31 protein-coding genes are annotated in these 26,440 nt (G+C 67.4%); 15 read left to right on the top strand and 16 right to left on the bottom strand.

Going from position 1 to position 26,440, the window contains the following annotated elements; all coding sequences use genetic code 11:
- Window position 1: 1 nt before the first annotated feature.
- Window positions 2-727 carry a DUF2306 domain-containing protein gene (locus AC5JBD_RS13370; RefSeq protein WP_495722311.1) on the bottom strand — a complete coding sequence of 242 codons (726 nt, stop codon included), beginning with the start codon at window positions 725-727 and terminating at the stop codon, window positions 2-4.
- Window positions 728-808: 81 nt separating this feature from the next.
- On the opposite strand from AC5JBD_RS13370, the gene AC5JBD_RS13365 reads away from it, so the two are divergent.
- The gene (locus AC5JBD_RS13365) at window positions 809-1,318 is read left to right on the top strand and encodes a helix-turn-helix domain-containing protein (protein ID WP_495722310.1); all 510 of its coding nucleotides are present in this window, start codon (window positions 809-811) and stop codon (window positions 1,316-1,318) included.
- 116 nt (window positions 1,319-1,434) lie between these two features.
- Window positions 1,435-1,809 (top strand): response regulator, encoded by a 375-nt coding sequence (locus tag AC5JBD_RS13360; protein WP_495722309.1) that lies wholly within the window; start codon window positions 1,435-1,437, stop codon window positions 1,807-1,809.
- A gap of 53 nt (window positions 1,810-1,862) precedes the next feature.
- On the opposite strand, the gene AC5JBD_RS13355 is transcribed toward AC5JBD_RS13360, so the two are convergent.
- The 7 genes from AC5JBD_RS13355 to AC5JBD_RS13325 all read right to left on the bottom strand — a co-directional run bounded on the left by AC5JBD_RS13355 (window position 1,863) and on the right by AC5JBD_RS13325 (window position 8,078).
- Window positions 1,863-2,243, bottom strand: coding sequence for a hypothetical protein (locus tag AC5JBD_RS13355; protein ID WP_495722308.1), 381 nt, complete (start codon window positions 2,241-2,243; stop codon window positions 1,863-1,865).
- Window positions 2,244-4,067, bottom strand: a complete 1,824-nt coding sequence (gene glmS, locus AC5JBD_RS13350) for a glutamine--fructose-6-phosphate transaminase (isomerizing) (RefSeq protein WP_495722307.1) — start codon at window positions 4,065-4,067, stop codon at window positions 2,244-2,246.
- 29 nt (window positions 4,068-4,096) lie between these two features.
- The gene (gene glmU, locus AC5JBD_RS13345) at window positions 4,097-5,455 is read right to left on the bottom strand and encodes a bifunctional UDP-N-acetylglucosamine diphosphorylase/glucosamine-1-phosphate N-acetyltransferase GlmU (protein WP_495722306.1); all 1,359 of its coding nucleotides are present in this window, start codon (window positions 5,453-5,455) and stop codon (window positions 4,097-4,099) included.
- Window positions 5,456-5,536: 81 nt separating this feature from the next.
- The gene (locus tag AC5JBD_RS13340) at window positions 5,537-6,544 is read right to left on the bottom strand and encodes a nucleotidyltransferase domain-containing protein (protein WP_495722305.1); all 1,008 of its coding nucleotides are present in this window, start codon (window positions 6,542-6,544) and stop codon (window positions 5,537-5,539) included.
- A complete protein-coding gene (locus AC5JBD_RS13335; RefSeq protein WP_495722304.1) occupies window positions 6,541-7,395 on the bottom strand; it encodes an HprK-related kinase A in 855 nt (284 codons plus the stop codon). Before AC5JBD_RS13335 ends, AC5JBD_RS13340 begins: the two co-directional genes overlap by 4 nt.
- A complete protein-coding gene (locus AC5JBD_RS13330) occupies window positions 7,392-7,664 on the bottom strand; it encodes an HPr-rel-A system PqqD family peptide chaperone (RefSeq protein ID WP_495722303.1) in 273 nt (90 codons plus the stop codon). Before AC5JBD_RS13330 ends, AC5JBD_RS13335 begins: the two co-directional genes overlap by 4 nt.
- A gap of 15 nt (window positions 7,665-7,679) precedes the next feature.
- Complete coding sequence (locus AC5JBD_RS13325) at window positions 7,680-8,078, bottom strand: hypothetical protein (RefSeq protein WP_495722302.1); 399 nt, start codon at window positions 8,076-8,078, stop codon at window positions 7,680-7,682.
- 73 nt (window positions 8,079-8,151) lie between these two features.
- On the opposite strand from AC5JBD_RS13325, the gene AC5JBD_RS13320 reads away from it, so the two are divergent.
- From AC5JBD_RS13320 to AC5JBD_RS13280, 9 genes are all read left to right on the top strand, one after another.
- Complete coding sequence (locus tag AC5JBD_RS13320; protein ID WP_495722301.1) at window positions 8,152-9,405, top strand: ATP-binding protein; 1,254 nt, start codon at window positions 8,152-8,154, stop codon at window positions 9,403-9,405.
- A 70-nt stretch (window positions 9,406-9,475) separates the two neighbouring features.
- Window positions 9,476-10,873, top strand: a complete 1,398-nt coding sequence (locus AC5JBD_RS13315) for an OprO/OprP family phosphate-selective porin (RefSeq protein ID WP_495722300.1) — start codon at window positions 9,476-9,478, stop codon at window positions 10,871-10,873.
- Window positions 10,874-10,932: 59 nt separating this feature from the next.
- Window positions 10,933-11,976 carry a substrate-binding domain-containing protein gene (locus tag AC5JBD_RS13310; protein ID WP_495722299.1) on the top strand — a complete coding sequence of 348 codons (1,044 nt, stop codon included), beginning with the start codon at window positions 10,933-10,935 and terminating at the stop codon, window positions 11,974-11,976.
- A gap of 40 nt (window positions 11,977-12,016) precedes the next feature.
- The gene (gene pstC / locus AC5JBD_RS13305; protein ID WP_495722298.1) at window positions 12,017-13,396 is read left to right on the top strand and encodes a phosphate ABC transporter permease subunit PstC; all 1,380 of its coding nucleotides are present in this window, start codon (window positions 12,017-12,019) and stop codon (window positions 13,394-13,396) included.
- Entirely contained in the window at window positions 13,389-14,669 is a 1,281-nt protein-coding gene (pstA, locus tag AC5JBD_RS13300; RefSeq protein ID WP_495722297.1) for a phosphate ABC transporter permease PstA, read from the top strand. The genes pstC and pstA overlap by 8 nt, the downstream gene beginning before the upstream one ends.
- 5 nt (window positions 14,670-14,674) lie before the next feature.
- Complete coding sequence (pstB, locus tag AC5JBD_RS13295) at window positions 14,675-15,493, top strand: phosphate ABC transporter ATP-binding protein PstB (protein ID WP_495722296.1); 819 nt, start codon at window positions 14,675-14,677, stop codon at window positions 15,491-15,493.
- 14 nt (window positions 15,494-15,507) lie between these two features.
- Window positions 15,508-16,212 carry a phosphate signaling complex protein PhoU gene (phoU, locus tag AC5JBD_RS13290; RefSeq protein WP_495722295.1) on the top strand — a complete coding sequence of 235 codons (705 nt, stop codon included), beginning with the start codon at window positions 15,508-15,510 and terminating at the stop codon, window positions 16,210-16,212.
- Window positions 16,205-16,903, top strand: coding sequence for a phosphate regulon transcriptional regulator PhoB (gene phoB / locus AC5JBD_RS13285; RefSeq protein ID WP_495722294.1), 699 nt, complete (start codon window positions 16,205-16,207; stop codon window positions 16,901-16,903). The genes phoU and phoB overlap by 8 nt, the downstream gene beginning before the upstream one ends.
- Before the next feature lie 117 nt (window positions 16,904-17,020).
- Window positions 17,021-17,314 (top strand): hypothetical protein, encoded by a 294-nt coding sequence (locus tag AC5JBD_RS13280; RefSeq protein ID WP_495722293.1) that lies wholly within the window; start codon window positions 17,021-17,023, stop codon window positions 17,312-17,314.
- Window positions 17,315-17,354: 40 nt separating this feature from the next.
- Here the strand turns inward: AC5JBD_RS13280 and AC5JBD_RS13275 are convergent, their stop codons facing one another.
- The 3 genes from AC5JBD_RS13275 to AC5JBD_RS13265 all read right to left on the bottom strand — a co-directional run bounded on the left by AC5JBD_RS13275 (window position 17,355) and on the right by AC5JBD_RS13265 (window position 18,802).
- Complete coding sequence (locus AC5JBD_RS13275) at window positions 17,355-17,879, bottom strand: DUF4199 domain-containing protein (RefSeq protein ID WP_495722292.1); 525 nt, start codon at window positions 17,877-17,879, stop codon at window positions 17,355-17,357.
- Between the two features lie 21 nt (window positions 17,880-17,900).
- Window positions 17,901-18,287, bottom strand: a complete 387-nt coding sequence (locus AC5JBD_RS13270; RefSeq protein ID WP_495722291.1) for a VOC family protein — start codon at window positions 18,285-18,287, stop codon at window positions 17,901-17,903.
- Between the two features lie 95 nt (window positions 18,288-18,382).
- Window positions 18,383-18,802: a response regulator transcription factor gene (locus tag AC5JBD_RS13265; RefSeq protein WP_495722290.1), complete on the bottom strand. Its 420-nt coding sequence runs from the start codon at window positions 18,800-18,802 to the stop codon at window positions 18,383-18,385.
- A gap of 106 nt (window positions 18,803-18,908) precedes the next feature.
- On the opposite strand from AC5JBD_RS13265, the gene AC5JBD_RS13260 reads away from it, so the two are divergent.
- Together AC5JBD_RS13260 and AC5JBD_RS13255 are read left to right on the top strand one after the other, a co-directional pair.
- Window positions 18,909-19,814 (top strand): SDR family NAD(P)-dependent oxidoreductase, encoded by a 906-nt coding sequence (locus AC5JBD_RS13260; protein ID WP_495722289.1) that lies wholly within the window; start codon window positions 18,909-18,911, stop codon window positions 19,812-19,814.
- 166 nt (window positions 19,815-19,980) lie between these two features.
- Window positions 19,981-21,063, top strand: coding sequence for a hypothetical protein (locus AC5JBD_RS13255; protein ID WP_495722288.1), 1,083 nt, complete (start codon window positions 19,981-19,983; stop codon window positions 21,061-21,063).
- 39 nt (window positions 21,064-21,102) lie between these two features.
- Here AC5JBD_RS13255 and AC5JBD_RS13250 read toward each other — a convergent pair whose 3' ends face one another.
- Both AC5JBD_RS13250 and epsC read right to left on the bottom strand, forming a co-directional pair.
- Window positions 21,103-21,447: a DUF2794 domain-containing protein gene (locus AC5JBD_RS13250; RefSeq protein WP_495722287.1), complete on the bottom strand. Its 345-nt coding sequence runs from the start codon at window positions 21,445-21,447 to the stop codon at window positions 21,103-21,105.
- A complete protein-coding gene (epsC, locus tag AC5JBD_RS13245; protein ID WP_495722286.1) occupies window positions 21,447-22,163 on the bottom strand; it encodes a serine O-acetyltransferase EpsC in 717 nt (238 codons plus the stop codon). The genes AC5JBD_RS13250 and epsC overlap by 1 nt, the downstream gene beginning before the upstream one ends.
- 178 nt (window positions 22,164-22,341) lie before the next feature.
- Here epsC and AC5JBD_RS13240 point away from each other — a divergent pair, with 178 nt between their 5' ends.
- Window positions 22,342-22,629, top strand: a complete 288-nt coding sequence (locus AC5JBD_RS13240; protein ID WP_495722285.1) for a hypothetical protein — start codon at window positions 22,342-22,344, stop codon at window positions 22,627-22,629.
- 3 nt (window positions 22,630-22,632) lie between these two features.
- Here the strand turns inward: AC5JBD_RS13240 and AC5JBD_RS13235 are convergent, their stop codons facing one another.
- The 3 genes from AC5JBD_RS13235 to AC5JBD_RS13225 form a co-directional block, all read right to left on the bottom strand.
- Window positions 22,633-24,120: a DUF389 domain-containing protein gene (locus AC5JBD_RS13235; protein ID WP_495722284.1), complete on the bottom strand. Its 1,488-nt coding sequence runs from the start codon at window positions 24,118-24,120 to the stop codon at window positions 22,633-22,635.
- Between the two features lie 78 nt (window positions 24,121-24,198).
- Window positions 24,199-24,717, bottom strand: coding sequence for an alkylhydroperoxidase, AhpD family (gene ahpD / locus AC5JBD_RS13230; RefSeq protein ID WP_495722283.1), 519 nt, complete (start codon window positions 24,715-24,717; stop codon window positions 24,199-24,201).
- Between the two features lie 87 nt (window positions 24,718-24,804).
- Window positions 24,805-25,344 (bottom strand): peroxiredoxin, encoded by a 540-nt coding sequence (locus AC5JBD_RS13225; protein ID WP_495722282.1) that lies wholly within the window; start codon window positions 25,342-25,344, stop codon window positions 24,805-24,807.
- 121 nt (window positions 25,345-25,465) lie between these two features.
- On the opposite strand from AC5JBD_RS13225, the gene AC5JBD_RS13220 reads away from it, so the two are divergent.
- Complete coding sequence (locus tag AC5JBD_RS13220) at window positions 25,466-26,380, top strand: hydrogen peroxide-inducible genes activator (RefSeq protein WP_495722281.1); 915 nt, start codon at window positions 25,466-25,468, stop codon at window positions 26,378-26,380.
- Window positions 26,381-26,440 lie beyond the last annotated feature (60 nt).

Genomic DNA, 26,440 nt, shown 5'->3' with positions numbered 1-26,440 from the left:
TCTATGCCTGCTCGGCCGCGGGCTGCGCGGGTGCAGGGGCTGCTTCGGGCGAGCGCCGGCGCGGCTGGACCCAGCGGAAGGCGCGGCTGAAGCGAACGCGGAAGATCCAGAAGATCATCGTCGCCAGCACCGCCAGCGGCGGCACGTAGAGCAGGTCGGAGCCCTGGATGAATTCGGGCAGGTTCCTCTGCTGTCCCAGGAAGAAGGAAAAAGCGGCGATCAGCAGCGCAGTGCTCATCCGCCACAAGTGACGGGCGATGCGCTGCACGCCGGAAATCTCCCGGCGCAGGAGAAAATTGAGGTCGAGCGCGGCGGCGAGGAACGCCAGCGCCGCGAACGGGAAGTGGACCACTGCGGGCAGCTTGTCGAGCTTGCCGTCCGGCTCCCGGAGGCCGAGCAGGCCGATGGTCAGGAACGACACTGCGCAGGCGAGCGCGACCAGCAGGCCGGCGACTTCCGAGGGTCCTGCAACGCCGTCCCGCCGCCGCGCCGAGATCCACGAGGTCGCGACGAGATAGCAGGTCAGGACGCCGACCGTCGCCGTGCCCCGCTCGGGCATCGACACGGCGATGACGGATCCGGTGCCGGCCATTGCCAGCATCGAGGCGAAGAACCAGGTGCCGGGCCGCGCGTGCAGCGGAGAACCTTTGCGGCCGGCCAGCGCGGTGGCGCCGGCCATCAACGTGACACCTCCCGCGACGATGTGAATCGGCAGCAGCGGATGCATGTGGTTCCCCCTTGCACAATCTGAACTCAGGCGTATTATTCGTATAGAACACCTAAGACCATGATTTGGGAGACCAAAGGCATGATCGCCGGTTGCATCGATCGAATGAAGCGAGACGATTGCGGAGGGTGCGAGCGGCGGGACGCCTGCGCCTCGCTGTTCAAGGCGCTGCGGTTTGGCCGGCCGGCAATGGCGTCGGGCGAGCGGCCGTCGCGCGCGAACGTGTTCGTCGCCTTCCTCGGCACCGTCGCAAAGGCCATCGAAGCGGGGGCCAAGCCGCGCGAGACGCCGTTCCGGCGCGAGGTGGAGCAACGCATCGAGCCGCTGCTCGCCGCCGGACCGGTCCGGATCGATCAGGTCGCCCGCGCGATGGGCCTGAGCCGCCAGACCCTCTATCGCCGCCTCAAGGCAGAAGGCGCGACGTTCGAGGAATTACTCGACCGCCTCCGCCGCCGCCTTGCGCTAAGGCTCGTGCGGGAGCGCCTGCCGGTGAAGGAGGTCGCCTACCGCCTCGGCTTCTCCGACCCCGCCGCCTTCTCCCGCGCGTTCAAGCGCTGGACTGGGTCGAGCCCGAGCAGAATGCCGGTATGAATGCGCGGGCGGCAAGTCGTCGCCCGGTGCACGCTAATGTTCGTTCGGACACTTACCGACCGCTGGATTTATCTCCGAGAATATGTTCCTTGTCAGGCCACTAGTGGCGAGGTGACATGGCCAGGCAGAAGCAAAGAGTGCTCGTCGTCGATGACGAGGAGATGATCGTGGAACAGCTCGTCATGGCGTTCGAAGATGCCGGCTTCGACGTGGCGACGGCGAGCAATGCTCTGGACGCGCACACGGTGCTGGAGGACAGCGGGAGCATCAATCTGGTCGTCACCGACGTCAGAATGCCCGGCAATGTGGACGGTGTGGTCTTCGGCCACGTCGTCGCCGAACAGCATCCGGAGATCCCGATCATCATCATCTCGGGAGTATCGCAACCGGACGACCGCGACGTGCCGCCCGGTTCGACTTTCATCCCCAAGCCTTTCAAGGCGTCGCTGCTCGTCGATGAAGCCAAGTTGCTGCTGGCGAAGCGCGGCTGAGCGTCGCGCCGGCTCGAAAGCGGACGTTCCGCGTGCGGGGACGCGCGCGACGGTCAGGCGCCGACCGTGACTATCATCCCGAGAATGCACAAGGCTGGCAGGCCGAGAGCGACGATGAAGCGCGTTCGATTAAATCGCCTGTAGCACAGAAAACCCGCAACCGCCGCTCCTGCGAGTAGAAATGGCTGGCTGATGAGGAGAATAACGAACGCCCAGCCAGCCGCGGAAGGGCCTCCGGCCATCGCCATGGGCGAGACCATCGCGAGCATCAGTGCGGGAACGAGGAAAGCAGTAGATAGTATAGCGATCAGCAACGGAAGTCGCCGTTTGACCGTAGTCTCGAAGGGATCTTCCATCGCTTTTTCCACCCACCAAGCGATGGGTATCGGCGGGTTCGAACGTCCGCAATGGCTGCAACGCAGACGCAGCAGCAATCACTCCACCGTGACGCTCTTCGCCAGGTTCCGCGGCTGATCGACGTCCGTGCCCTTCGCGACGGCGACATGGTAGGCGAGCAGCTGCACCGGGATCGCATAGACCATCGGCGCGATCAGGGGGTGGACCTTGGGCATCTCGATCGTGGCGATCGTGCCCTCACTCGCCTTGGCGAGGCCTTCGGCGTCCGAGATGAGGACGACCTTGCCGCCGCGGGCCTGGACTTCCTGCATGTTGCTGACGGTCTTTTCGAACAGGGGGCCTGACGGCGCGAGGACGATGACCGGCACGTGGTCGTCGATGAGAGCTATCGGGCCGTGCTTCATCTCGCCGGCGGCATAGCCCTCGGCATGGATGTAGCTGATCTCCTTGAGCTTCAGCGCGCCTTCAAGCGCCATCGGATAGTCCGGGCCGCGGCCAAGATAGAGAACATCGCGGGCGCGGGCGATGATCGGCGCCATGCGCTCGATCTCCTCGTCATGATCGAGCGCGTGGTTCATCGCGGCCGGCGCCTCGGCCAAGTGCGAGACGATCTCGCGCTCCTCCTCCTCGCTCATCCGACCCTTGTCGCGCGCGAACTTCGTCGCCAGCGCGGCCAGCACGGCAAGCTGGCAGGTGAAGGCCTTGGTGGAGGCGACGCCGATTTCCGGGCCGGCACGGGTCGGGAGGAGCAGGTCCGCCTCGCGTGCCATCGAACTGGTGGGAACGTTGACGACGACGGCGATCTTCTGCCCCTGCTCGCGCGCGTGGCGGAGCGCGGCGAGCGTATCGGCAGTCTCGCCCGACTGGGAGATGAAGAGGGCCATGCCGCCCTCCTCCAACACCGGCTCGCGGTAGCGGAATTCCGAGGCGATATCGAGCTCGACCGGCACCCGCGCCCATTGCTCGATCCAGTATTTGGCGACCATGCCGGCATAATAAGAGGTGCCGCAGGCGACGATCGTCACGCGCGGCACGTCCTTGAAGCTGAACTCCATGTCGGGCAGCGCCACGGTCTGCTCGTAGGAGCGCAGATAGCTTTGCAGCGTCTGTGCGACCACGATCGGCTGCTCGAAGATCTCCTTCTGCATGTAGTGGCGGTGATTGCCCTTCTCGACCGCCGCGCTGGAGGCGCCCGAGGCGACGATCGGCCGCTTCACCTCGTTATTCTGCCGGTCGTAGATGGTCGCGCCCTCGCGGGTGACGATCGCCCAGTCGCCCTCGTTGAGATAAGCGATCTTCTGCGTCAGCGGCGCCAGGGCGAGCGCGTCGGAGCCGAGGTATGTTTCGCCCTCGCCATAGCCGACCGTCAGCGGCGCGCCCATGCGGGCGCCGATCAGCAGGTCGGGATGGTCGCGGAACATGATGGCGATGGCGAAAGCGCCCTCGAGGCGCGGCAGGACGGCAGCGACCGCCTCCTGCGGCGTCTTCCCCTTGCCGAGCTCGTTCGCCACGAGATGGGCGACGACCTCGCTGTCGGTCTGGCTCTGGAACTCGCGGCCGAGCGCCTTCATCTCCTCGCGGAGCGGCCGGAAGTTCTCGATGATGCCGTTATGGACGAGCGCGACGCCGTCGACGAGGTGCGGATGCGCGTTGCCGACCGTCGGCGCGCCGTGCGTCGCCCAGCGGGTGTGGGCGATGCCGACGATGCCGGGAAGAGGCTCCTTCTCCAGCTCGGCTTCGAGGTTATTGAGCTTCCCCTCGGCGCGGCGGCGCTCGAGCTCGCCGTCGACGATGGTGCAGATACCCGCCGAGTCATAGCCGCGATATTCGAGGCGCCTCAGCCCTCCCATCAGCCGGTCGGCCACCTCCGCGTGCCCGACGATTCCGACAATCCCGCACATAAGCCTACTTTCCCGAAAGAGCCGCGCCCTTAGCCCGCTTTTTTCTTGTCAGCCATCTTCGCGCGGAAGCGTGCGGCCCAGCCGGGCGCCTCCTGCTGCTTGCCGCGGGCGAGGGCGAGCGCGTCGGCGGCGACATCCTTCGTCACGACTGATCCCGCGCCCACGATCGCGCCGGGGCCGATCGAAACAGGCGCCACCAGCGCGCTGTTGGAACCGATGAAGGCGCCGTCGCCGATCTTGGTGCCGTATTTGAAGAAGCCGTCATAATTGCAGGTGATCGTGCCCGCGCCGATATTGGCGTTCGCCCCCACCTCGGCATCGCCGATATAGGAGAGGTGGTTGGCCTTCGCGCCCCTGCCCAGCTTCGCCTTCTTCACCTCGACGAAATTGCCGACCTTTGCGGTCTCGCCGATCTCCGCGCCGGGGCGGAGGCGCGCATAGGGGCCGATCTCCGCGCCGCTGGCGACAGTTGCGCCCTCGATGTGGCTGAATGCCTTGATGCAGACGCCGTCCGCGATCCTCACGCCCGGACCGAATACGACATGCGGCTCGATCACGCAGTCGCGGCCGATCTCGGTGTCGTGGGCGAACCACACCGTGTCCGGGGCGACGAGTGTGACGCCGTCGGCCATCGCCCTGAGGCGCCGGCGGCGCTGCCATTCGGCCTCGACCAAAGCGAGCTCGGCGCGGCTATTGACGCCCGCCATCTCCCACGACTGCGCCTCGATCACGACCGAGGTCCGCCTGTCGCCCTGCGCGAGCATGACGATGTCGGGCAGATAATATTCGCCCGCCGCGTTCTCGTTGCGGACACGGGCGAGCAGCGGGAACAGGTCTTCGGCCCGCACCGCCATCAGGCCGGAATTGCACAGGTCGACGGCGCGTTCCTCGGGCGATGCGTCCTTATATTCGACCATCTTCTCGATCGCGCCGTCCGCTCCGGCGATGATGCGGCCATAGGCGCCCGCATCATCCGGGCGGAAACCGACCACGACCACCGCGGGCTTGTCGGCCGCGTTGAGGCGCTCGAGCATATGCGACATGGTCTCGGCCTCGACCAGGGGCGTGTCGCCGTAAAGGATAAGGACGTCGCCCGCGAACCCGTCCAGCACCGGGCCCGCCTGGGCGACGGCATGCGCGGTGCCGAGCTGCTGCTCCTGCACCACCGTCTCGCCGCCGCGGGCGCTGACGAGATGCTCGACCTGCTCACGCCCGCTCCCGACGACGACGATCTTGTGCGCCGGGCTCAGCCGGTCGACGACGCCGAGCAGATGGTCGAGCATCGCCCGTCCGGCGATCGGGTGGAGAACCTTGTGGACGTCGGATTTCATGCGGGTGCCCTTGCCGGCGGCAAGGATCACTGCGGCAAAGGGTCGGGCCGTCTTCATCTTGGTTCCTGCGGGAGATTTCGGCGGCTCCATCGCACGGAAATCTTGTGATTTCCATAGCGGGGCGAGACCCAGCTCCGGCTACCTCCGCGCCTTCGTCCAGAGATGGCGCGCGAGCATGAGCGGCGGCATCCGCAGCCAGTGCGAGCGGATGTAGAAGCCGAGGCGCAATCCTGGGTCTGTCCCCTGTCCCCAGCCGTTGCGGGCGAGAAGACGCGCCTTGAACAGGGCATCGGCGGCCCCGCCCCCCCGCCAATCCCTGGGCACGGGTGTGGCGTAAAGATCGGCAGCGACTCGGACCGCACGTGCCACCGCCGGCAACAGGCCATGGCGAGCGGCCCTGTTAGAGAGGTCGGACCAGAAATCGGGTCGGCTCGAATACTCGCGCAGCAGCCGGTCGATGTCCCAGAGGTTGCGCAGCCCGCCGGCGAGATCGCCGTCGGCGAACAGGTGGGCGGCGGCGTGCAACACCATGTCCGCGGGCGCGAGCACCCTCAGGCCATTCTCTAGCGCGATGCTGTCGGCGATCATCGCCGCCGCGTCGGGCTTCGGCCGGGCGGTCAGCGGCAGGATGGTGTGGTGGACGTCGATCATCCGGTCGCGCTCGCGGTGGATCAAAGGCGGCAGCTCGTGCATCCAGCGACGGTAATAGAGGTCGTCATAGGCGTCCTCCTTCACCCACTCCCACCCGGCGCCGAGTAGAGCCCGCTCCACATCGCCGAGCCGGTCGCGCGGGACCAGGATGTCGAGATCGCCGATCGAGCGGCCGACCGCGGCCTCCAGGCCGGCCGCGGCATAAGCGGTGCCCTTGAGAAGGATCACCGGCACGCCAAGGGGCGCAAGGGCCCGGCGCGCCATCTCGGCCTCCCAGAGCGCCTGCCGCTTCGCCTGCGCCGCATCCTCCCGTGCAGCTTCGAGCAGAGATGCGACCCGCGGCGGCAGGCCCTCGCCTGCAAGCCGGAAGGCGAGGCTGCCGATCAGCGATTCCGCCCGCGCCGCCGCGATCAGCGCGGTCCACTGCTCGTCGGGAAGGCCGCTGGTGCCGGAGGGATCCGCAAGCGCGCGAACGAGGAGCGTCGCCGCCTTCACCGGCTCCAGAGCTCCTCGACTTGGGCGAGCGCCGTATCGGTGTCAGGATAGTCGATCGCCAGTGCAGGTACGGTCCCGACGAGCCGCGTGAGCGCTTCGAAGGCAAGTTCGCCGAGCGCGACATAATTGGTCGAGGCCTGGGTGAGGCGCACGAACACCTCCGCCGGGCCGACCGGGCGCACCGCCGGTTCGTGACCGTAGCGCGGAAAAAGGATCAGCGCCGGCGTGGCCGGCTCGTGCATCCGTGCGATCGCATCGCTGCGCGGCTTCAGGTGCCGGATCGTGCCTTTGGGCGTCCCCTCGAGCCGTGGTCCAAGCCGACTGGCCCCCGCCCTTGCCTCCATCACGGCCACGGACTCGTTCTTGAGGCTCACCGCGCGGGGGAATGGGTGGAACGTGCCGGTCCCCGTGTCGAGCAAGGCGAACTCGTCGCCCATCAACCGCCATCCCGCTTCACCCAGCAGGGCCGCCAGCGTCGACTTGCCCGATCCCGAAAGACCCGTCATCAGCAGCGCCCGCCCGTCCCGCTCCACCGTCGCCGCGTGCAGCAGGAGGTGCCGCCGCCAGCCGAGCGCCATCTGCAGGTTCATGCCCATCTCGGCCGCGAGCAGGCCATGCTCCAGCGCCATCGGCACCGCATCCGGCAACATGTAGTCGCCGCGGATCGCCACCGACGGTCGCAGCCAGCGCCGCCAGGGCTTCTCCGCCTCCAGCCGCACGGTGAAGTCGCAGACGCCTTCGCCTGAGGGATAGCCTTCATAGAGCGCGGCAAGCTGCCGGACGGGCGCCGCCCAGTCGGAGCCGACCCGGAACGTAACCGGCCCGACCTTCAGCCGATGCTCGTGCCTCATGCTCGCCGGACCAGCCCGGCCGCCTCCAGCTCCGCCAGCCGGGCCGTGAGCGCGTCGGCACCGCCCTCGACCTCGAATTGCTCAGCGATGCGAGCGAGCAGCCCCTCGACATCCGCCGCGCTGCCCGCAAGCGCCTCCAGTATCTGCGGCGCCGGCGGCGCGAGCAGATGCGTAATCCCCGACGGGCGGTGGAAAACGGCCGTCAGGCCGTCGAGCCGCACGGCCTTCAGTTGATCGGCGGGATCGGCGATGAAGCGGGGACCGGCCATGCCGGCCCATTCAGCTCAGCGCGGCATCTGCAGCGAGGCGTAGCAGGTGAAGCCGCTCATCCCCGCCTGCAGACGGCGTATGTAATTGGCATAAGCCTGCGCCGCCTCAGCATCGACGCCGGCCGGGGTCGAGCCGCTCAGCAGCTGCTTCGCCTCCTCGCCGGTCAGCGTACGCGGCAGCGGCGGCACCGCGCCCTGCGTCCCCGCAGGCACCAGGCTGCCGTCCGGCGCGATGTAGCTGCCCGCGGCCTGCGGCGCCGGGATCGGGATCTCGCAATTGAGGACGGAACCGGCCGTCTGGGCGAGCGCGGGCTTGATCGTCACCACCGTCGAAGCGGCGGCGGCGCCCAGCGCCAGGACGACCCGCCGGGTGGGCTCGGGAGCTTCGCCCCTATTGTCGAACGCGTCGCTCATGCCTGCTCCGGATACACGGCGGGTGCTTTCCTAACCGTAAAGCCTTGCAAATGCGAGCGCTGGAGACTGTCACATGTTCCCGCTAAGAGACAGATCGATGGGGCGAGGGTGGATCAGGCGGGCGCTGGCCGGGGTCGCGGCGGCAGGGCTCGGCCTGCTCATCGCCAGCTTGATGGGCGCGCCAGTGGCCGCCGCTCTCCTGGCCTTGGTCGCGGGCGGGCTTGCCGCTGCCATAGTCCGGCCGACGCAGGTCCGCGAGCTGCGGCCCGAATCCCCCGGCGACGAAACCGGCCCGGCGCCTCTTCCCGAAGCCATCCATCTCCTGAAGGCCGTCGATGATCCTTTGCTGATCGTCCGCAATCGCCGGGTTCTCTTCGCCAATCCCGCGGCCCGCGCATTGCTTGGGGAGCATATCGAGGGCGTCGACGTTCGCCTCGCCATCCGACATCCGGCCGCCGCGGAGCGCCTGATCGACCGCGGCCCCGGCGAGCCGGCCGAGCGCGTGACGCGCACCGAGCTGGTCGGCCTCCGCGAGCCCGACCGGCGCTGGGAGATGACCGCGACTTTACTCGACGACGGCAGCCGCCTCGTCCGCTTGATCGATCGCAGCGAGGTCCATGCCTCCGAGCAGATGCGGGTCGATTTCGTCGCCAATGCCAGCCACGAGCTGAGGACGCCGCTCGCCACCCTGCTCGGCTTCCTCGAGACGCTCCAGGACGAGCGCGCCGCCGGCGACGAGAAGACCCGCTCCCGCTTCATCCGCATCATGTTCGATGAAGCCCGCCGGATGCACCGCCTCGTCGACGACCTCATTTCCCTCTCGCGGATCGAGGCCGAGCGCTTCAGCCTGCCGAGAAAGCCGGTCGACCTGCTTGCCGTGGTGGGCGAGGTGCAAGACGGCTGCGCGCCGATGATCGAGCAGAAAGGCAGCACCCTTCGCGTCGAAAGAGGCGACTTCGACCCGATGGTGCCCGGCGACCGTGCCCAGCTCGTCCAGCTGCTTCAAAACCTCGTCGTCAATGCGCTGAAATATGGCCGGCCCGCGTCCGAGGTCGTGATCCGCTTCGAGGAAAGCGGCCCCGATATGCTCCTGATGAGCGTGACCGACGAAGGCGAGGGCATCGCACCGGAGCATCTGCCCCGCCTCACCGAGCGCTTTTACCGCGTCGACCCCAGCCGCAGCCGGGCGATCGGCGGCACCGGCCTCGGCCTCGCGATCGTCAAGCATGTCGTCGGCCGGCACCGGGGCCGCCTGGAGATCAGGAGCACGCTTGGCGAAGGCACCTCGGTCCTCGTCTATCTCCCCGGCATTGTCACAAATCCGTAACGCAGCTTTCACTTAGAGGTCACATCCCTATTGCAGTTCCGTCACATAAGATCGGAGCTTCAGCGGATCGATGCGTAAACTTATCCTCCGATCAGCTTGTCTGGCAGCAGCCACTCTCATCGCAGCACCGGCGCTGGCCCAGGCGGCGCCCCAAGACGATGCGGCTGCGCTCGCGGCCGAAATCCGGGCGATGCGGGCAAAGCTCGAGACGCTGGAGGCGCGGCTTCAGACGCTCGAGAGCGGCAAGCCCGCCCCGACGGCACAACCTGCAGAGCCGGTGAAGCAGGCGGAGGCGCCCAAGCCCGCCGAGCCGATCCGCTTCAGCGGCGCGCCGCGCTTCACCGCCCCGGGCGGCTGGTCGTTCAAGCCGCGTGGGCGCATCCAATATGATGTCGGCTCGGTCGAACATCCACGCGGCGTGACCGACCCCGGCCTCGGCTTCGCCAACGAGCTCCGCCGCGCGCGTCTCGGTGTCGAAGGCACCGTGCCCGGGGGGTTCGGCTACCGGTTCGAGCTCGATTTCGCCGAAGATACCGAGATCACCGACGCCATCCTGACCTACGAAGCCTCGGACGCGCTCGAGTTCGTGCTCGGCCAGCACAACAGCTACCAGTCGCTCGAGGAGCTGACGAGCTCGCGCTTCTCCTCCTTCCTGGAGCGCGCCGCCTTCACCGACGCCTTCAACTTCGAGCGGCGCGTCGGCTTTTCGGGCCGCTATACGCAGGGCGCCCTCACTGCCCAGGCCGGCATCTTCACGGACAATATCGCCGACCTTTCCGGCGACGGCGGCGGCACCGGCGCGGGCGACGAGAATGACAGCGTCGGCGCTGACATTCGCCTGGTCTACGCGCCGAAGATCGGCGCGACCCAGCTCCATCTCGGCGGCTCGGCGCATTATCGCGATGCGGGCGATCTCGCGGCGAGCGGCACCACCACCCGCTACCGCCAGCGGCCGATGATCCACACTACGGACACGCGCTTCCTCGCCACACCGGCCCTTCGCGTGGAAGAAGAGACCCATTACGGCCTGGAAGCTGCGCTGATCCGCGGCCCCCTCCACGCCGCCGCCGAAGTCCATTGGCTGAAGTTCGATGTCCTCGACCGGACAAGCGACCCGACCTTCTTCGGCGGCTATGCGGAAATCGGCTATTATCTCACTGGCGAGACGCGCGGCTATTCGGCCGACCGGTTCGAGCGGACCAAGGTGCTGAAGCCGGTCGGCAGCGGCGGCTTCGGCGCGCTCCAGCTCAACCTGCGCTACGACCATCTCGACCTCAGCGACGCCGGCATCATCGGCGGGCGGCAGCGCGGCTACCAGGCGTCACTGATCTGGATCCCGCAGGATTATGTCCGCTTCATGCTCAACTACGGCCGGTTGAGCTACGACGATGCGGCAATCGCAGCCGCGGGCGGCGACCGGGATTACGGCATCGACGTGATCGGCGCCCGCGCCCAGATCGATTTCTGACGAGACATGTCATCAAACTTTCATCGAACGCTCGCATCGGGCGACAAACGGAGGCTCAGTTGAAGAAATCAGTCCTGATTCCGGCGCTTGCGGCGCTGACCCTCGGCGGTTGCGGCGAGAGCGGCGGCGGTGGCGGGACAGCTGGAGATCCGATCCAGATCGTCGGCTCCTCGACCGTCTACCCCTTCACCAAGGCGGTGGCGGAGCGCTTCGCCCAGTCCAACCCCTCCTTCGCCTCGCCGATCGTCGAATCGACCGGCTCGGGCGCGGGCCTCAAGCTATTCTGCAACGGCGTCGGCCAGAACTTCCCCGACATGACCAACTCGTCTCGCCGCATCAAGGCGAGCGAGGTCGAGCAGTGCCGGGCGAACGGGGTCAACAAGATCATCGAGGTCCCGGTCGGCATTGACGGCCTCGTCCTCATCCACGCCAAGAACACGCCGGCCTTCAGCCTGACTACGGAAGACGTCTACAAGGCGCTCGCCGCCAATCCCTATGGCAAGCCGAACGCCGCCAAGACCTGGCGCGACGTCAATCCCTCGCTCCCCGCGACGCCGATCATGGTGTTTGGCCCGCCGCCGACGTCGGGCACCCGCGACAGCTTCGCGGAGTTGATCATGGAGAAGGGCTGCGACGCCAATCCGGAGATGAAGGCGCTGAAGGAAAGCGACTCCGACCGGCATAAGGACGTCTGCACCAAGATCCGCGAGGACGGCGCATTCGTCGAGGCGGGCGAGAACGACAACCTGCTCGTCCAGAAGGTCGCCGGCAACCCCGGCGCCTTGGGCGTGCTCGGCTACAGCTTCCTCGAAGCCAATATGAACAGCTTGGCCGCGGTGCCGATGAACAATGTCGCACCGACCGCCGACACGATCAGCAGCCTCCAATATCCGGGCGCGCGGCAGGTCTATGTCTACGCGAAGGGCGAGCATGTTGGCGTGATCCCCGGCATGAAGGAGTTCCTCGCCGAATATGCCCGCGCCTGGGGCGCCGGCGGCTATCTCGCCCAGCGCGGTCTCATCCCCTCGCCCGTCGACGTGCAGGCGCAGGCGACCGCGGCGGCGACGCAGCTCACGCCGCTTGCGCCGGACGCGCTGAAGTAAGAGAGAGCGCCGGCTCCCGTCCGGCCGAACAGGAACTGCCGTGTCGACTGGCGCGATCGCATTGCTGGTGCTTGGACTGGGCCTCGTCGCCTGGCTGAGCGCGCGCGCCAAGGCTCAGGCATTCGTCGGCAGCAAGGCGCGCCCGCACTCGCTGCCCGGCTATCACGGCTGGTATGTGGCATTGTGGGCGATGGTCCCCGCTCTGCTGTTCCTGGCGGTGTGGAGCGGCGTTTCCGGTGGCCTCGTCACCTCCGCTGTGCTCGACAGCCCCGCCGCGGCATCGCTGCCGACCGAGCCGATGCAGCGCACCGCGATCCTCGATGAGGCGCGCGCTCTCGCCGACGGCCGGCAGCAGGCCGCGTTCAACCCGCAGGCGACGGCGCTGGCGCCGGAATATGAGCGCGCCCAGACCCGCATCTCGGTCATCGGCACGGTCGTCGCCCTCCTGCTCGCTTTCGCCGGCGGCGCCTTCGCTTTCGCTCGCCTCTCGCCGAGCTTCCGCGCCCGCACCCGGGTCGAGCGACTGGTCATGGCCGCGCTCCTCATCGCCTCCTTGATCGCGATCCTCACGACGCTCGGCATCGTCCTCTCGCTGCTGTTCGAATCGCTGCGCTTCTTCGCGCTGGTCAGCCCTGTCGAGTTCCTGTTCGGAACGACCTGGAGCCCGCAGACCGCGATCCGCGCCGACCAGGCGGGTTCGTCCGGCGCATTCGGCGCGATCCCGCTCTTTTGGGGCACGATCTTCATCGGCGCGATCATCGCCATGATCGTGGCGATCCCGCTCGGGCTGATGAGCGCCATCTACCTAACCCAATATGCCAGCGCGCGGGTGCGGCGCTGGATGAAGCCCCTGCTGGAGGTGCTCGCCGGCGTCCCGACCGTGGTCTACGGCTATTTCGCGGCGCTGACGGTGGCGCCGGCGATCCGCGACTTCGGCCTCACCCTCGGCATCCCCGCCTCGTCAGAGTCCGCGCTCGCCGCCGGCCTCGTCATGGGCATCATGATCATCCCCTTCGTCTCCTCCATGGCCGACGATTCGATCGCCGCCGTGCCGCAGGCGATGCGCGACGGCTCGCTCGCCATGGGTGCGACCAATTCGGAAACGATCAAGAAGGTGCTCGTCCCCGCCGCGCTTCCCGGCGTGGTCGGCGGTGTGCTGCTCGCGGTCTCCAGGGCGATCGGCGAGACGATGATCGTCGTCATGGCTGCCGGCCTCGCCGCCAACCTCACCGCCAACCCGTTCGCCAGCGTCACCACCGTGACGACCCAGATCGTGCAGCTCCTCACCGGCGACCAGGAGTTCGACAGCGCCAAGACCCTCGCCGCCTTCGCGCTCGGCCTCGTCCTCTTCATCGTCACCCTGCTGCTCAACATCGTCGCGCTGCGCGTCGTGAAGAAATATCGCGAAGCCTATGAGTAGCCCTGTCCTGAGCGGCGCCGAAGGGGCCGTCACCCCGACCGACTGGAAGTCGAAGGCGATGCAGCAGCGCATCCGCCGCCGCTATGCCGCCGAGCGCCGCTTCCGCCTGCTCGGCCTCGGCGCGGTGCTCCTCTCCGCCGGCTTTCTCGCCTTCCTGCTGATCACCATGTTCAGCAACGGCATCCGCGGCTTCACCCAGACCGAGGTCCGGCTCGACATCGACTTCGCCCGCAGCGCCCTGTTCGTCGATCCCGCCACGCTGCAGGGCTTCGGCGCGGACGCCGCGCTCGCCAGCGCCGACATTGACGGGACGGTGCGCAAGGCGGTGGCGGCGCAATATGGCGAAAGCCCCACCGACCTCGTGTCCGAAGGCGCCTGGCTGCGCGTCCGCGAGGCAATCAAGGAGGATCCGCAGATCCTCACCCGCACCGCCACAATGTGGCTGCCCGCATCGACCGGCATCGACATGGCCGCCAAGGGCGACGGTGCCGCCGAGGCCGAGCAGGCCTATCGAAACCTTGACCAGCGCGGCGCGGTGAGGACCGGCCTCAACCTCCGTTTCCTGACCGGCTCCGACGCGACCGACCCGACCGTCGTCGGCATCTGGGGCGCCTTCAAGGGCTCGCTGCTGACCATGCTCGTGACGCTGGCTCTGGCCTTCCCGATCGGCGTCCTCTCCGCGGTCTATCTTGAGGAATATGCGCCGCGGAACCGCTGGACCGACCTCATCGAGGTCTCGATCAACAATCTCGCCGCGGTACCGTCGATCATCTTCGGCCTGCTCGGCCTGGCGGTGTTCCTCAACTTCATGCACCTGCCCCGCTCGGCACCGCTGGTCGGCGGGCTGGTGCTCGCCCTGATGACGATGCCGGTGATCGTCATTGCCGGCCGCAACGCGATCAAGTCGGTTCCGCCGTCGATCCGCGATGCCGCCCTCGGCATCGGCGCGTCCAGGGTGCAGGTGGTCTTCCACCATGTCCTGCCGCTGGCGCTGCCCGGTATCCTCACCGGCACGATCATCGGCATGGCCCGCGCGCTCGGCGAGACCGCGCCGCTGCTGATGATCGGCATGCGCGCCTTCATCGCCTCGCCGCCGGGCGGGATCGCCGATCCGGCGACGGTGCTGCCGGTCCAGATCTTCCTCTGGTCGGACGAGGTCAGCAAAGGCTTCGTCGAGAAGACGTCCGCCGCGATCATCGTGCTGCTCGTCTTCCTCCTCGCGATGAACGGCATCGCCATCTATCTTCGCAACAAGTTTGAACGGCGCTGGTGAAACTGATGACCGACATGACCGTCAACGACCTCGCCGCGCACCAGCGCGCCGATCACAGCCGCGACGCCCATCCGAAGATGCGCGCCAAAGGCGTCAGCGTCTTCTATGGCGACAAGAAAGCCATCGACGACGTCTCCATCGATGTGAACCGCGAGAATGTCACCGCCTTCATCGGCCCGTCCGGCTGCGGCAAGTCGACCTTCCTGCGCACCCTCAACCGGATGAACGACACCATCTCCAGTGCCCGGGTCGAGGGGCGGATCGAGCTCGACGGCGAGGACATCTACTCGCCCGCGATGGACGTCGTGCAGCTCCGCGCCCGGGTCGGCATGGTGTTCCAGAAGCCGAACCCGTTCCCGAAATCGATCTACGAGAATGTCGCCTACGGCCCGCGCATCCACGGCCTCGCCGCCGGCCGTGCGGAAATGGACCAGGTGGTCGAGAAGTCGCTCCGCCGCGCCGGCCTCTGGGACGAGGTCAAGGACCGCCTTCAGGACAGCGGCACCGCCCTGTCCGGCGGCCAGCAGCAGCGCCTCTGCATCGCCCGCGCCATCGCCGTCGATCCCGAGGTGATCCTGATGGACGAGCCTGCCTCGGCCCTCGATCCGATCGCCACCGCCAAGATCGAGGAGCTGATCCACGAGCTGCGCGGCCGCTATGCGATCGTGATCGTCACCCACAACATGCAGCAGGCGGCGCGCGTCTCCCAGAAGACCGCCTTTTTCCACCTCGGCCATCTCGTCGAATATGGCGACACGTCGCAGATCTTCACCAATCCGCGCGAGACCCGCACCAAGGATTACATCACCGGCCGCTACGGCTGACCAGGAAACGACCCATGAGCGCCCATACCGTAAAAGCCTTTGACGACGAGCTCGACCAGCTCCGCGCCCTGATCGCGGAGATGGGCGGACTGGCCGAAAATGCGATCGCCGAGTCGATGCGCGCGCTCGTCCAGCGCGACAATGACGGCGCGCTGCGCGTGATCGAGGCCGACCGCCGCCTCGACGACCTCGAGACGGAGGTCGAGCGCCAGGCCGTCCAGATCATCGCCTTGCGCGCGCCCATGGCCGACGACCTGCGCGAGGTCGTCGCGGCCCTCAAGATCGCCGGCGTCGTCGAGCGGATCGGCGACTATGCCAAGAACATCGCCAAGCGTGCCCGCGTCGTCGAGGACAATACCGACATCAAGCCGCTGTCGCTGCTGCCCGAAATGGCGCGCATCGCCGGCGAGATGGTCCACAATGTCCTCGACGCGTTCGTCGAGCGCGACGCCGCCAAGGCACGGGCGGTGTGCGAGCGCGACCGGGCGGTCGACGACTTCTACAACTCGATCTTCCGCACCCTCCTCACCCACATGATGGAGAACCCGCACAACATCACGCCGGCGACTCACCTGCTGTTCGTCGCCAAGAACCTGGAGCGGATCGGCGACCACGCGACCAACGTCGCAGAGATGGTCTATTTCGCCTCGACCGGCGAGCATCTTGCGGAGCGGCCGAAGGGTGAAGATCCGATCGGGGCCGGCGCGGTCCATGGCTAAGGGCCTGATCCTGCTCGTCGAAGACGATGCCGCCCTCGTCGAGCTTCTGACCTATCATCTGGAGCGCGAGGAGTTCGAAGTCTGCCGGACGGGCAATGGCGAGGAGGCGCTGCTGCTGGCGCGCGAGAGCCCGCCCGACCTCGTCCTGCTCGACTGGATGATCGAGGGCGTCAGCGGCATAGAGGTCTGCCGCCGCCTCCGGCGCCTTCCCGCGACGGCCAATGTGCCGATCATCATGCTGACCGCGCGCGGCGAGGAAGCGGACCGGGTGCGCGGCCTGGAGACCGGCGCCGACGATTACGTCACCAAGCCTTTCTCCCCGCGCGAGCTCGTCGCCCGCGTCGGCGCCGTCCTCCGCCGCGTCCGCCCCGCGCTCGCCGGCGAGCAGCTCAATTATGCCGACATCGAGATGGACATCGTCAGCCACAAGGTGCGGCGCGGCGGCGACACCGTCCAGCTCGGGCCGACCGAGTTCCGGCTCCTGAAGCATTTCCTCGAGCATCCCGGCCGCGTCTTCTCGCGCGAGCGGCTGCTCGACAGCGTCTGGGGGCACGACAGCTACATCGAGCCGCGCACCGTCGACGTCCACATCCGCCGCCTCCGCAAGGCGATCAACGCCGGCGGCCGCAGCGACATCATCCGCACCGTTCGCTCGGCCGGCTACGCCCTCGACAGCGACGGCCGCGCCTGACCTTCACGCCCCAGATTGTTTCGGGAGCAAAAGCAACGCTGCTGCGTTGCTCGGTGGGTTCGGGGGCTTGTCCGGCGCTCCTCCTCATTTGGAGCGCCTTTGCTTAGGAGGCAAAAAATGAAGTTCATCATCGTCCTGTCGGCGTTCGCGATCGGCACCGCCGCAATGGCGCAGAGCAGTTCCGAGCCGGAACGCGATGCCCGTGGTATTCCGGTCGTCTCCGCGCCGGCGACGGCGCCGTCCGGTGCAAACCAGGCGACGCCGGTGCCCGCCGGTGCGCAGGTGACGGTCAATCCGAACCAGGCGGCGGTCTTCGCCACCCAGGCGTCGACCAAGGAATATCCGCCCTGCACCCGCGACATGACGGACGGCTGCGTCCAGACCTACGAGCGGGGCCGCGCGCCGCGCTAACGAGTGAAGGCGGCGCATCGCCGATGCGCCGCCTCCCCTTCTACCGCACCGCAGGCAGCAGCCGCGGGTTGCGGAGCAACGCCGCCGAGACGAGCGCCACGAGCAGCCCGACCGGGAAAATCTCCACGAAGGTGAGCGGCATCCGGAACAAGGGATTGCGGTAGCTTTCCGCCATCTCCCTCATTTCAGCGGCCTTCGCGTCGATCGCCGCCTGCGTGGTTCCTTCCGCGCGCATGTCCTTCAGGATACCCGCCGTATATTCCGTCATGAAGTCGTGGCCGGAGGCGGCGAGGTAGATCTCCCACCCGATCACGTAGATGAGCGCCGCCACCGCAGCGATCCCAAGCCCCACACCCAGAGCGCGTCCGAACCTGATGACGCCGCCGCATTCAACATCCCGGTAGCGCTTCATGCCGACGAAGATCAGAGACAGCGCCGCGAGCATGACCAGATAGCCGACCCATACCGACGTCGCATGGCTTGGCAGATCCATAGCGATGCTGGCGCTGATGATGCTGACGACGATGGCGCCGGCGATGGTGCCGTAGATGAGCGCGTATTTCATCCCGTGTCTCCCCTACCCGGCTCAGGCGGCCGCCGGCGGTTCCCACAGCTCGACGGGGTTTCCCTCCGGATCGTGGACTCGCGCGAAGCTGCCGGCTTCCGTGCTGTTCCATTCGTCCTTGGTGATGACCTCGTTGCCCGCCGCCCTCAGCTGCTCGATCAGCCCCTGAAGGTCGCTCACGCGAAGATTGACCATCGCGGTCCGATCGCGAGGAAAATAGTCGCTGGTCTCCTTGAATGGTTCGAACACCATCGGACCGCCCTGATGGTACCAGCAATATTCGTTCGACTGCCCGTTCTCGTCGGTCCCCATGCCGCCACCAACGCCGAGCTGCTCGCGATACCAGAGCCGCAGCCGCTCCGGATCCTTGGCGCGGAAAAAGAAGCCACCCATCCCCAAAACCGGCATATCCATCTCCTTCATTGAGAGCTCGGGGATAGGCCAAGCCGAGGCGGCGGCCTATCGCCCGAACGGGTGATTTGGACAGAAATGCGCATTTCGGGTCACGGGATCAGCGCCAGCATCCGCGCTTTCTCGATCGCCTGCACCCGCCGCTGCACCCCGAGCTTGTCATAGACCCGCGCGACGTGCGTCTTGACGGTGTTCGGCGAGATGCCGAGCCGCCGCGCCAGCTCCTTGTTCGACTCCCCCGACGCGAGCAGGTCCAGGATCTCGCATTCCCGCATGGTGAGGCCAAGCGAGCGGATCGCCGCCTCGTTGCGCTGGAACTCGGTTCGCGCGGCGCGCGACGCCGGCGTCAGCCGGTGCCCCGCCCAGGCGCCGAGCGCGATGAAGCCCGCAGCGAGCAGGCCGATGTAGATTTCGGTCGAGAAGGCGCGCGTGACGTAGCGATATTCCAGCCATTGCAATGCCGTCGCTGCGAGCGCGAGCGCCAGCGCATAGAGGATGATCGTCCGCTGCACGGCCGGAAACTGCCAGAAGCGGACCGGCCACGCCAGCCGGGCCTCTTGCCCGCCGGCGCCCCCCTTGCCATCACCCGCCCCACGGCTTTCGAGAGGGGCATCATCAATGAGCATCGACTTCACCGGCAGGGTCGCAATCGTCACGGGAGCCGGCGGCGGCCTCGGCCGCGCCTACGCACTCGAGCTGGCGCGGCGCGGCGCCCATGTGGTGGTGAACGATCTCGGCGGCGCCCGCGACGGCTCCGGCAGCTCCGACGCCGCGCAACGCGTGGTGGACGAGATCGAGGCCGCCGGCGGCACGGCGATGGCGAACGGCGCCAGCGTTACCGACGAGGCGCAAGTCGATGCGATGGTCGCCGCCGTGAAGGAGCGCTGGGGCGGCGTGCACATCCTCATCAACAATGCTGGTATTCTCAGGGACAAGACCTTTGCCAAGATGAGCGTCGACGACTTCCGCGCCGTCCTCGACGTCCATCTGGTCGGCTCCGCCGTCTGCACCAAGGCGGTCTGGGAGACGATGCGCGAGCAGGCTTACGGCCGTATCCTGATGACCTCCTCGTCCACCGGCCTCTACGGCAATTTCGGCCAGGCCAATTACGGCGCCGCCAAGCTCGGGCTGCTCGGCTTCGCCAAGACCTTGTCGCTGGAGGGCGCGAAATATGACGTGCGCGTCAACACCCTCGCCCCGACCGCCGCGACCCGGATGACCGAGGACATCTTCCCGGCCGAGATGCTCGCGGCCTTCAACCCCGAAAATGTCGTGCCGGGTGCCCTCTTCCTGGTTTCGCAGGATGCCCCGACGGGCGCGATCATGGGCGCCGGCGCGGGTGTCTATCAGGCTGCCTATGTCACGCTCACGCCGGGAGTCGCCCTGTCCGAAGGCGAGCGCACGGTCGAGCAAGTGGCCGCGAACTGGGAGAAGATCGCCGACCGCAGCGGCGAGATCGTGCCGAAGTCCGGATCGGAGCAGGCGATGATGATCCTGCAGCAGCTCCAGCGACTGGGCCGCTAGCGTCACCCCGGCGAACGCCGGGGTCTCAGCCAGAACAAGCTCCGCGTCTTCGCGTCCTGAGATCCCGGCTTTCGCCGGGATGACGATAGGATGAAGAGCAGCGTCTTGCTGTATTGCCACTCTAACACGCTTGTGTTACGCCTCCTGCGCTAGGAAGAATAAAACCATGTACAGCGAAAGCGATTTGGAGGCTGCCGTCGCGGCGGGCGCATTGACGCCGGACGCCGCGGCTTCGCTCAGGAACTATGTCGCCGGGACCCGTGCCGCGCCTACGGTCGACGAGGAGCATTTCCGGCTGCTGACCGGCTTCAACGACATCTTCGTCGGCATCGCGGCGGTGCTGCTGCTGACCGCCGTCTCGTGGATCGGCAATTCCATCCCGCCCAATATCGGCGGTGAGGGCCCCTCGCCCTTCGCCGGCCTGTTTGTCGCCGGCGCCGCCTGGGCGCTGGCCGAATTCTTCACCCGCAAGCGGCGCATGGCGCTGCCCAGCATCATCCTGCTGCTGGCCTTCGTCGGCGGCGTGCTGGTGGCCACGTTCAGCGGCCTCGTCACGATGATCGGCGAGAGCAATTTCGAGAATGACGAACGCGCCATCGCCATCGTGGCCGCCGCTTCCGCCGCGGTCGCCGCGGGCGCGGCTTGGCTGCATTGGCGGCGTTTCCGGGTGCCGATCACGATCGCGGCCGGAGCGACGGCGGTGGTCGGCGTCGTCCTTGCCCTGATCGCCTTCGCGATCGGCGACACGCCCCGGCTCGAGCAGATCATGCTCGGCTTCGGCCTGGCGCTCGGCATCGGCGTGTTTCTGTTCGCGATGTGGTGGGATTCGTCCGACCCGCGCCGGGAGACGCGCCGCTCCGACGTCGCCTTCTGGCTGCACCTGCTGGCCGCGCCGCTGATCGTCCACCCGGTCTTCTCATTGCTCGGCCTGACCGACGGCAATGCGACGGTGGTCGAGGCGGTGATCGTGCTGCTGGTCTATGTCGTGCTGGGCCTCACCGCCCTCGCCATCGACCGCCGCGCCTTGCTCGTGTCGGCGCTCGCCTATGTGCTCTTCGCGCTGAACAGCCTATTCCGGACCTACGGCGCGGTCGAACTGAGCGTCGCGCTCACCGCGCTGGTGATCGGCTCGGCTCTGCTGCTGCTCTCAGCCTTCTGGCACAGCGCTCGCCGCGGCGTCGTCCAGCCGCTGCCGGCCAACCTCAAGGCGAAGCTGCCGGTGATCGATCGAGCGATCGTCGCTGCCTGAACTTCTGTCCCCTCCCTGCCATGCGGGGAGGGGCTTTCCTTACTGATTGACGACTTTCAGCAGCCGCCGCTCGATCGGCGACAGCACCGGCCCGAGCTCATGGCCGCGCTTCAGCACGGTCCCGTGCTCGCCGATCAGCGCCCACATGCCCTGCCGGCCCCGCAGCGCCGGCCGCTTCTCGATCTTATATTCCGGCCGCTCGGCGGTGCGGCGGAAGGCCCAGAAGGATGCCGCGTCGCCGCGGAACTCGATCGCATAATCCTTCCATTGCCCAGCCGAGACCATGCGGCCGTACAGGTCCATGATGCGGGACAGTTCCGCCCTATCGAAGCCCACCTGGACGGCGGGCGATTTGGCCACCGGAAAAGGGTGGACCGTCCCCATCAGGCCCGGTCCTGCTTCGGCGCGGCCCGTTCCTCGAGGGTCGGCTCGCCCGCGCTCCTGCCCTGCTCCTCGATCAGCTCGGCCAGCCTCTTCCTCAACTGCTCGACCTCGCAGCGGAGGAGCTCGAGCTTCTGCGTCTGAGGATCATACATGTCGCAGCACGGAGTGCCATAGGGCACGAAGCCGGTCTTATACTGGTCCGCATCGACCAGGGTGGAGCGTGCCGGGATGCCGATCATGGTCGCCCCTTCTGGCACGTCCTTGGTTACGACCGCATTAGCGCCGATGCGGGCGCCGGCGCCGACGATGATCGGCCCCAATATCTGCGCGCCCGAGCCGATGATGACGCCATCGCGGATCGTCGGATGGCGCTTCCCCGGAACCCCGTCGGTCGGGTTGGTGCCGCCCAGCGTCACCTGCTGGTAGATGGTGACGTCGTCGCCGATCTCCGCGCTCTCGCCGATCACGGTGAAGCCATGGTCGATGAAGAAATTGCGGCCGATCACCGCGCCGGGATGGATGTCGATCGCCGTGATCATGCGCGAGAGATGATTGACCAGCCGCGCGAGGAAATAGAGCTCGCCCTTGAACAGCCAGTGCGCGAGCCGGTGCATCCCGAGCGCCCAGACGCCCGGATAGAGCAGGATCTCCCAGCGCGAGCGCGGCGCCGGATCGCGCGCCTTCACGCTGTCCAGATAGTCGATCAGCCCCGTCACCCTTATGTCCGCTCCGGTTTCACCGGGTCGGAAGATAAGGCGGAGCAGAGGCGATTTCCAGCCGGGGCCGCCGCGCAGCCTCTGTGCGGCGATGCGCCGGATCCGCCCCGCCCGCTGCGGGCATGGACAAGCTCAGGGAAAAGCAGGAAAGTCGCCCTCGAAGGAGAGGAGTGGAGCCATGCACCATTCCGACGTCGAGTCGCTCGATTCCACCCGCGTCTACTGGGTGCCCGCGGTGCGGGCGCCGACGCGCGACTGGGCCGGCGCCCCCGGCTGCCGCCTCGGCGCGCGTTACCTGATCGACGAGAAATCCTGCCGCCCCTCGCGCGACAATTATCCCCTGTTCGGCAGTCGCGGCGAATGCCTGCAATGGATCATGATCCACCGCCTCGACCTCGCCCGAACCGCCCCGGGCGCCAAGGTCCAGGCCGTGCCGCTCGACCGCTGGCTGCTCGGCCTCTCCTGAGCCTTATTCCGCCGCTCCGGTCGCCCAGCCGAGGCGCACTCCGGGCCCCTCCCCTTCCGCATTCGCGCTCGCCTGGACGCCCGCCTGAACGAGGGCGGCGACGATCGGTTCGACCCGCTCCGAACTGCCGCTTACGCGAACGGACAGGCCCAGGCGCCGCGCCGCCCAGGCGGCGGTGGCGAGGGCCTGCGTGCCGGCGGGACTGGGTTCGTCGCCCTCGAACTCGATCTCAGGCAACGGCGCCACCGGCGGGATGAGATTGACGGTCCAGCCCGGCTCCGCCTCCGCGACGCGGGTTTCGAGCGCGCGATAGGCGGCGAGGTCGGCGCCCGGCAAAGGAGCGGCGCGAACCAGCGCCCGCTTGGCGCTGCCGTCGATCAGCACGCGATCGCGCTCGACCCCGGCAACGAGCGCCAGCCGCTCGCTGATGCGGGTCGACGCGGTATCGGTCGCCGCACCCTTGGCAGACGCGATCTCGAGCGCCTCCACATCGCCATTTTCGGTGCGCACCTGGTTGATCGACAGGCTCACCGGCCGCGCGACCCTCTCGCCGAGCCGCCCGGTCAGCTCGCGCTCCGCGGCAGCCTGGTAGCGAGGCGTCAGGACGGTGGCCGAGACGCTCATCGGCTCCGCATCGAAGTCGATCTCCATGCCGCTGATCCGCGCCTTCGGGCCGAAATAGGCGGTGAGCAGATCGCGTGTCTGGCGCGAGGCCACAGCTTCCCAGGCAATCTGCCTCAGGGAGAGCGCCAGCGGCACCGCCAGCGCGACCAGGATCACGATCACCAATGTCGCCTGCAGCCGCGTCTGCCGCGGCGACAGATCGGGCGCAAAGCCGTAGAGCCGCGCCAGCACCGCTGCCGACGCCGCGATCGTCATCAGGTTGGTGAAGAAGAGCAGGAACGAGCCGGCGAGCACCGTCCAGTTCGCCGTCGCAAGGCCGAAGCCGACCACCGCGAGCGGCGGCATCAAGGCGGTCGCGATCGCGACGCCGACGATCGCGCCGTGGCGGCCGCGGATCATGGCATAGGTGCCGGCGAGGCCGGAGAAGAGCGCGACCAGCAGGTCGAACAGATTGGGCCGGGTGCGGGCCGCGATCTCGCTGGTCACCGTCTGGAGCGGCGAGAGCAGCACGATCAGCGCACAGAAGGCGATCCCCAGCGCCACGCCGAGCGCGACGGCACGAAGGCTCCGCCTCAGCTCGATCGAGTCGAAGGTGGCGAGTGCGAAGCCCAATGCGATGATCGGCCCCATCAGCGGCGAGATCAGCATCGCGCCGATCACCACCGCCGGAGACGACAGGAGCAGGCCGAGGACGGCGATCCCCGCCGACATCAGGATCATGAAGGCGTAGTGCGCCGACCAGCCGCCCTCCTCCTGCACCCGGTCGACCACGTCGCGATGGTCGACGCTGACGGCGACATGCTCGCTCCACCATTGGCGGAAGCCCATGGCGGGACGCAGCCGCTGGCCCGGTTGCATGTCGTTCATCTGTCCGCCTCAGCCGATCGGCGGCGGACGGTAGGGGAAAGTCCGGGCGGCTTCAAATCGCCGCCGCCCGGGCTTCAGTCAGAGCGTCGCGTGGACGGTCGCGACGGCCTTGAGGATCGCGCCGACACGGGCGGCGGCCTGGATGGTCTCCGCCTTGACGCCGTGCTGCTGGAGCACCTTTTCGTGGCTGTCGATGCACATGCCGCAGCCGTTCATCGCGGACACGGCAAGGCTGAACAGCTCGAAATCGTCCTTCTCGATACCGGGATTGCCGATCACGTTCATGCGCAGGCGCGCCGGCATCGTCCCATATTCGGGGTTCGAGGCGAGGTGCACGAAGCGATAATAGACGTTGTTCATCGCCATGATCGCGGCTGCGGCTCGCGCTGCATTGGCCGCCTGCTCGCTGAGCTTGCCCGCGACCTCGGCCTCGGCGGCCTCGACGATCGGCTTGTAGCCGGTGCCGTGGGCGCAGGCGAGGATCAGGCCATATTTGCGCTGATCGCCGAGCGTCTGATCGCTGAGCAGCGACGACATGTTGAGACGCAGATCCTTGGCATAATCGGGAAGAGCGTCGGAAAATTGCTTCAGTGACATCTTGGTTTCCTGTTCAAGAAAAAGGGGCGCGGAGCCGAAGCGCCGCGCCCCTTCCGAAAGTCCGAGTCCAATGGCTGCCTTGGGAGGTTAGGCGGCCGGCCTCAGGACTTCCTGGCCCTCGCTCCAGTTGCACGGGCAGAGCTCGTCGGTCTGGAGCGCGTCGAGGATGCGGAGCGTCTCCTGCGGGTTGCGGCCGACATTGAGGCCGTTCACCGTCACATGCTGGATGACGTTGTCCGGATCGATGACGAAGGTGGCGCGAAAAGCGACGCCCTCATCCTTGGCGATGATGCCGAGCGCATCCGCCAGTTCCTTCTTGTTGTCCGCGATCCACGGGAAGTCGCAGGCGGCGAGGCGCTCGTCGGCCTTGCGCCACGCATGGTGGACGAAGTCGGTGTCGGTCGAGGCGCCGATCAGCACCGCGTCGCGGTCGGCGAAATCCTGGGCGAGCTCGCCATAGCCGATGATCTCGGTCGGGCAGACGAACGTGAAGTCCTTGGGCCAGTAGAAGAGGATCTTCCACTTGCCGTTGGTCTCGCCGAGGTCGAGCGTCTCGCCGGCGGGCAGCGCGCTGCCCTGCTGGACGGGAACGATGAGCGAAGGGATCTTGTCACCAACGGTGAGCACGTATGTTCTCCTGTTTTTCGAATAGCGTAGCGGCGGCGAGGAGCGCCGCGCCAAGGCTCATATAGGGGCTGTTCCCGATCGAACAAATTGATAAGATCGCTTCGATTGATCGATCAGGCCAATGACAACCTACCTGCCCACGCTGAAGCAGCTCCAATATCTCGTGGCGCTCAAGGACCACGGTCATTTCGGCCGCGCGGCCGAGGCTTGCTTCGTCACCCAGTCCACTCTTTCCGCAGGTCTTCGCGAGCTGGAATCGCTGATCGGCATCACCCTGGTCGAGCGCACGCGACGCGTCGTCCGCTTCACGCCCTTGGGCCTGCGCATCGCCAATAAGGCGCAGCGCATCCTGCGCGAGGCCGAGGAATTGAGCGACATGGCGCGGGCCGCCGGCAAGCCGCTGTCGGGCGAGCTGCGCATGGGCGTCATCCCCACCATCGCGCCCTTCCTCTTGCCCACCCTGCTGCCGAAGCTGCGCGCCGAATGGCCTGACCTCAAGCTCTACCTCCGCGAGGAGCCGAGCCAGGCGGCCTGCGACTCCCTCCACCGCGGCGGCCTCGACTGCGTGCTTCTCGCCTTGCCCTATGGCTGCGGCGAAGTGGATGCAGCCGAACTGTTCGAGGACCGGCTGTTCCTGGCCTTTCCTCCCGGCGAGGCGGGTGGACGCCCGGGCGAGCCCGTCCCGGCCAGCGCCATCGACGAGACCCGGTTGCTCCTGCTCGAGGACGGCCACTGCCTGAAGGATCATGCCTTGGCGGCGTGCAACCGGCCGGAGCTGCGCGCCGAGGCGGCGATGCTCGGCACCTCGCTCCACACGCTCGTCCAGATGGTCGATAACGGCCTGGGCGTGACCATGATCCCGGAAATGGCGCTCGGCGCAGGCCTGCTTGAGGGCACCCGTGTCGAGGCGCGCCCGCTGGAGGCGGATCATGCCGCGCGACGGATCGCCCTCATCTGGCGCAAGGGCTCTCCACGCGACAAGGAGTTCCGCCTGCTCGCCGACGCATTGGGCCAAGCGCGCGCAGCAAGCGCTTGAAAAGGTTGCAGCGGCGCAACGAAGCGGCGGATGGGGTGTTCTTGAAGGCAGCGGAGGACT

Source organism: Allosphingosinicella sp. (genome assembly GCF_059502505.1).
The sequence above is the reverse complement of the archived record's forward strand: the minus strand, read 5'-3'. Positions and strand labels throughout refer to the sequence as shown.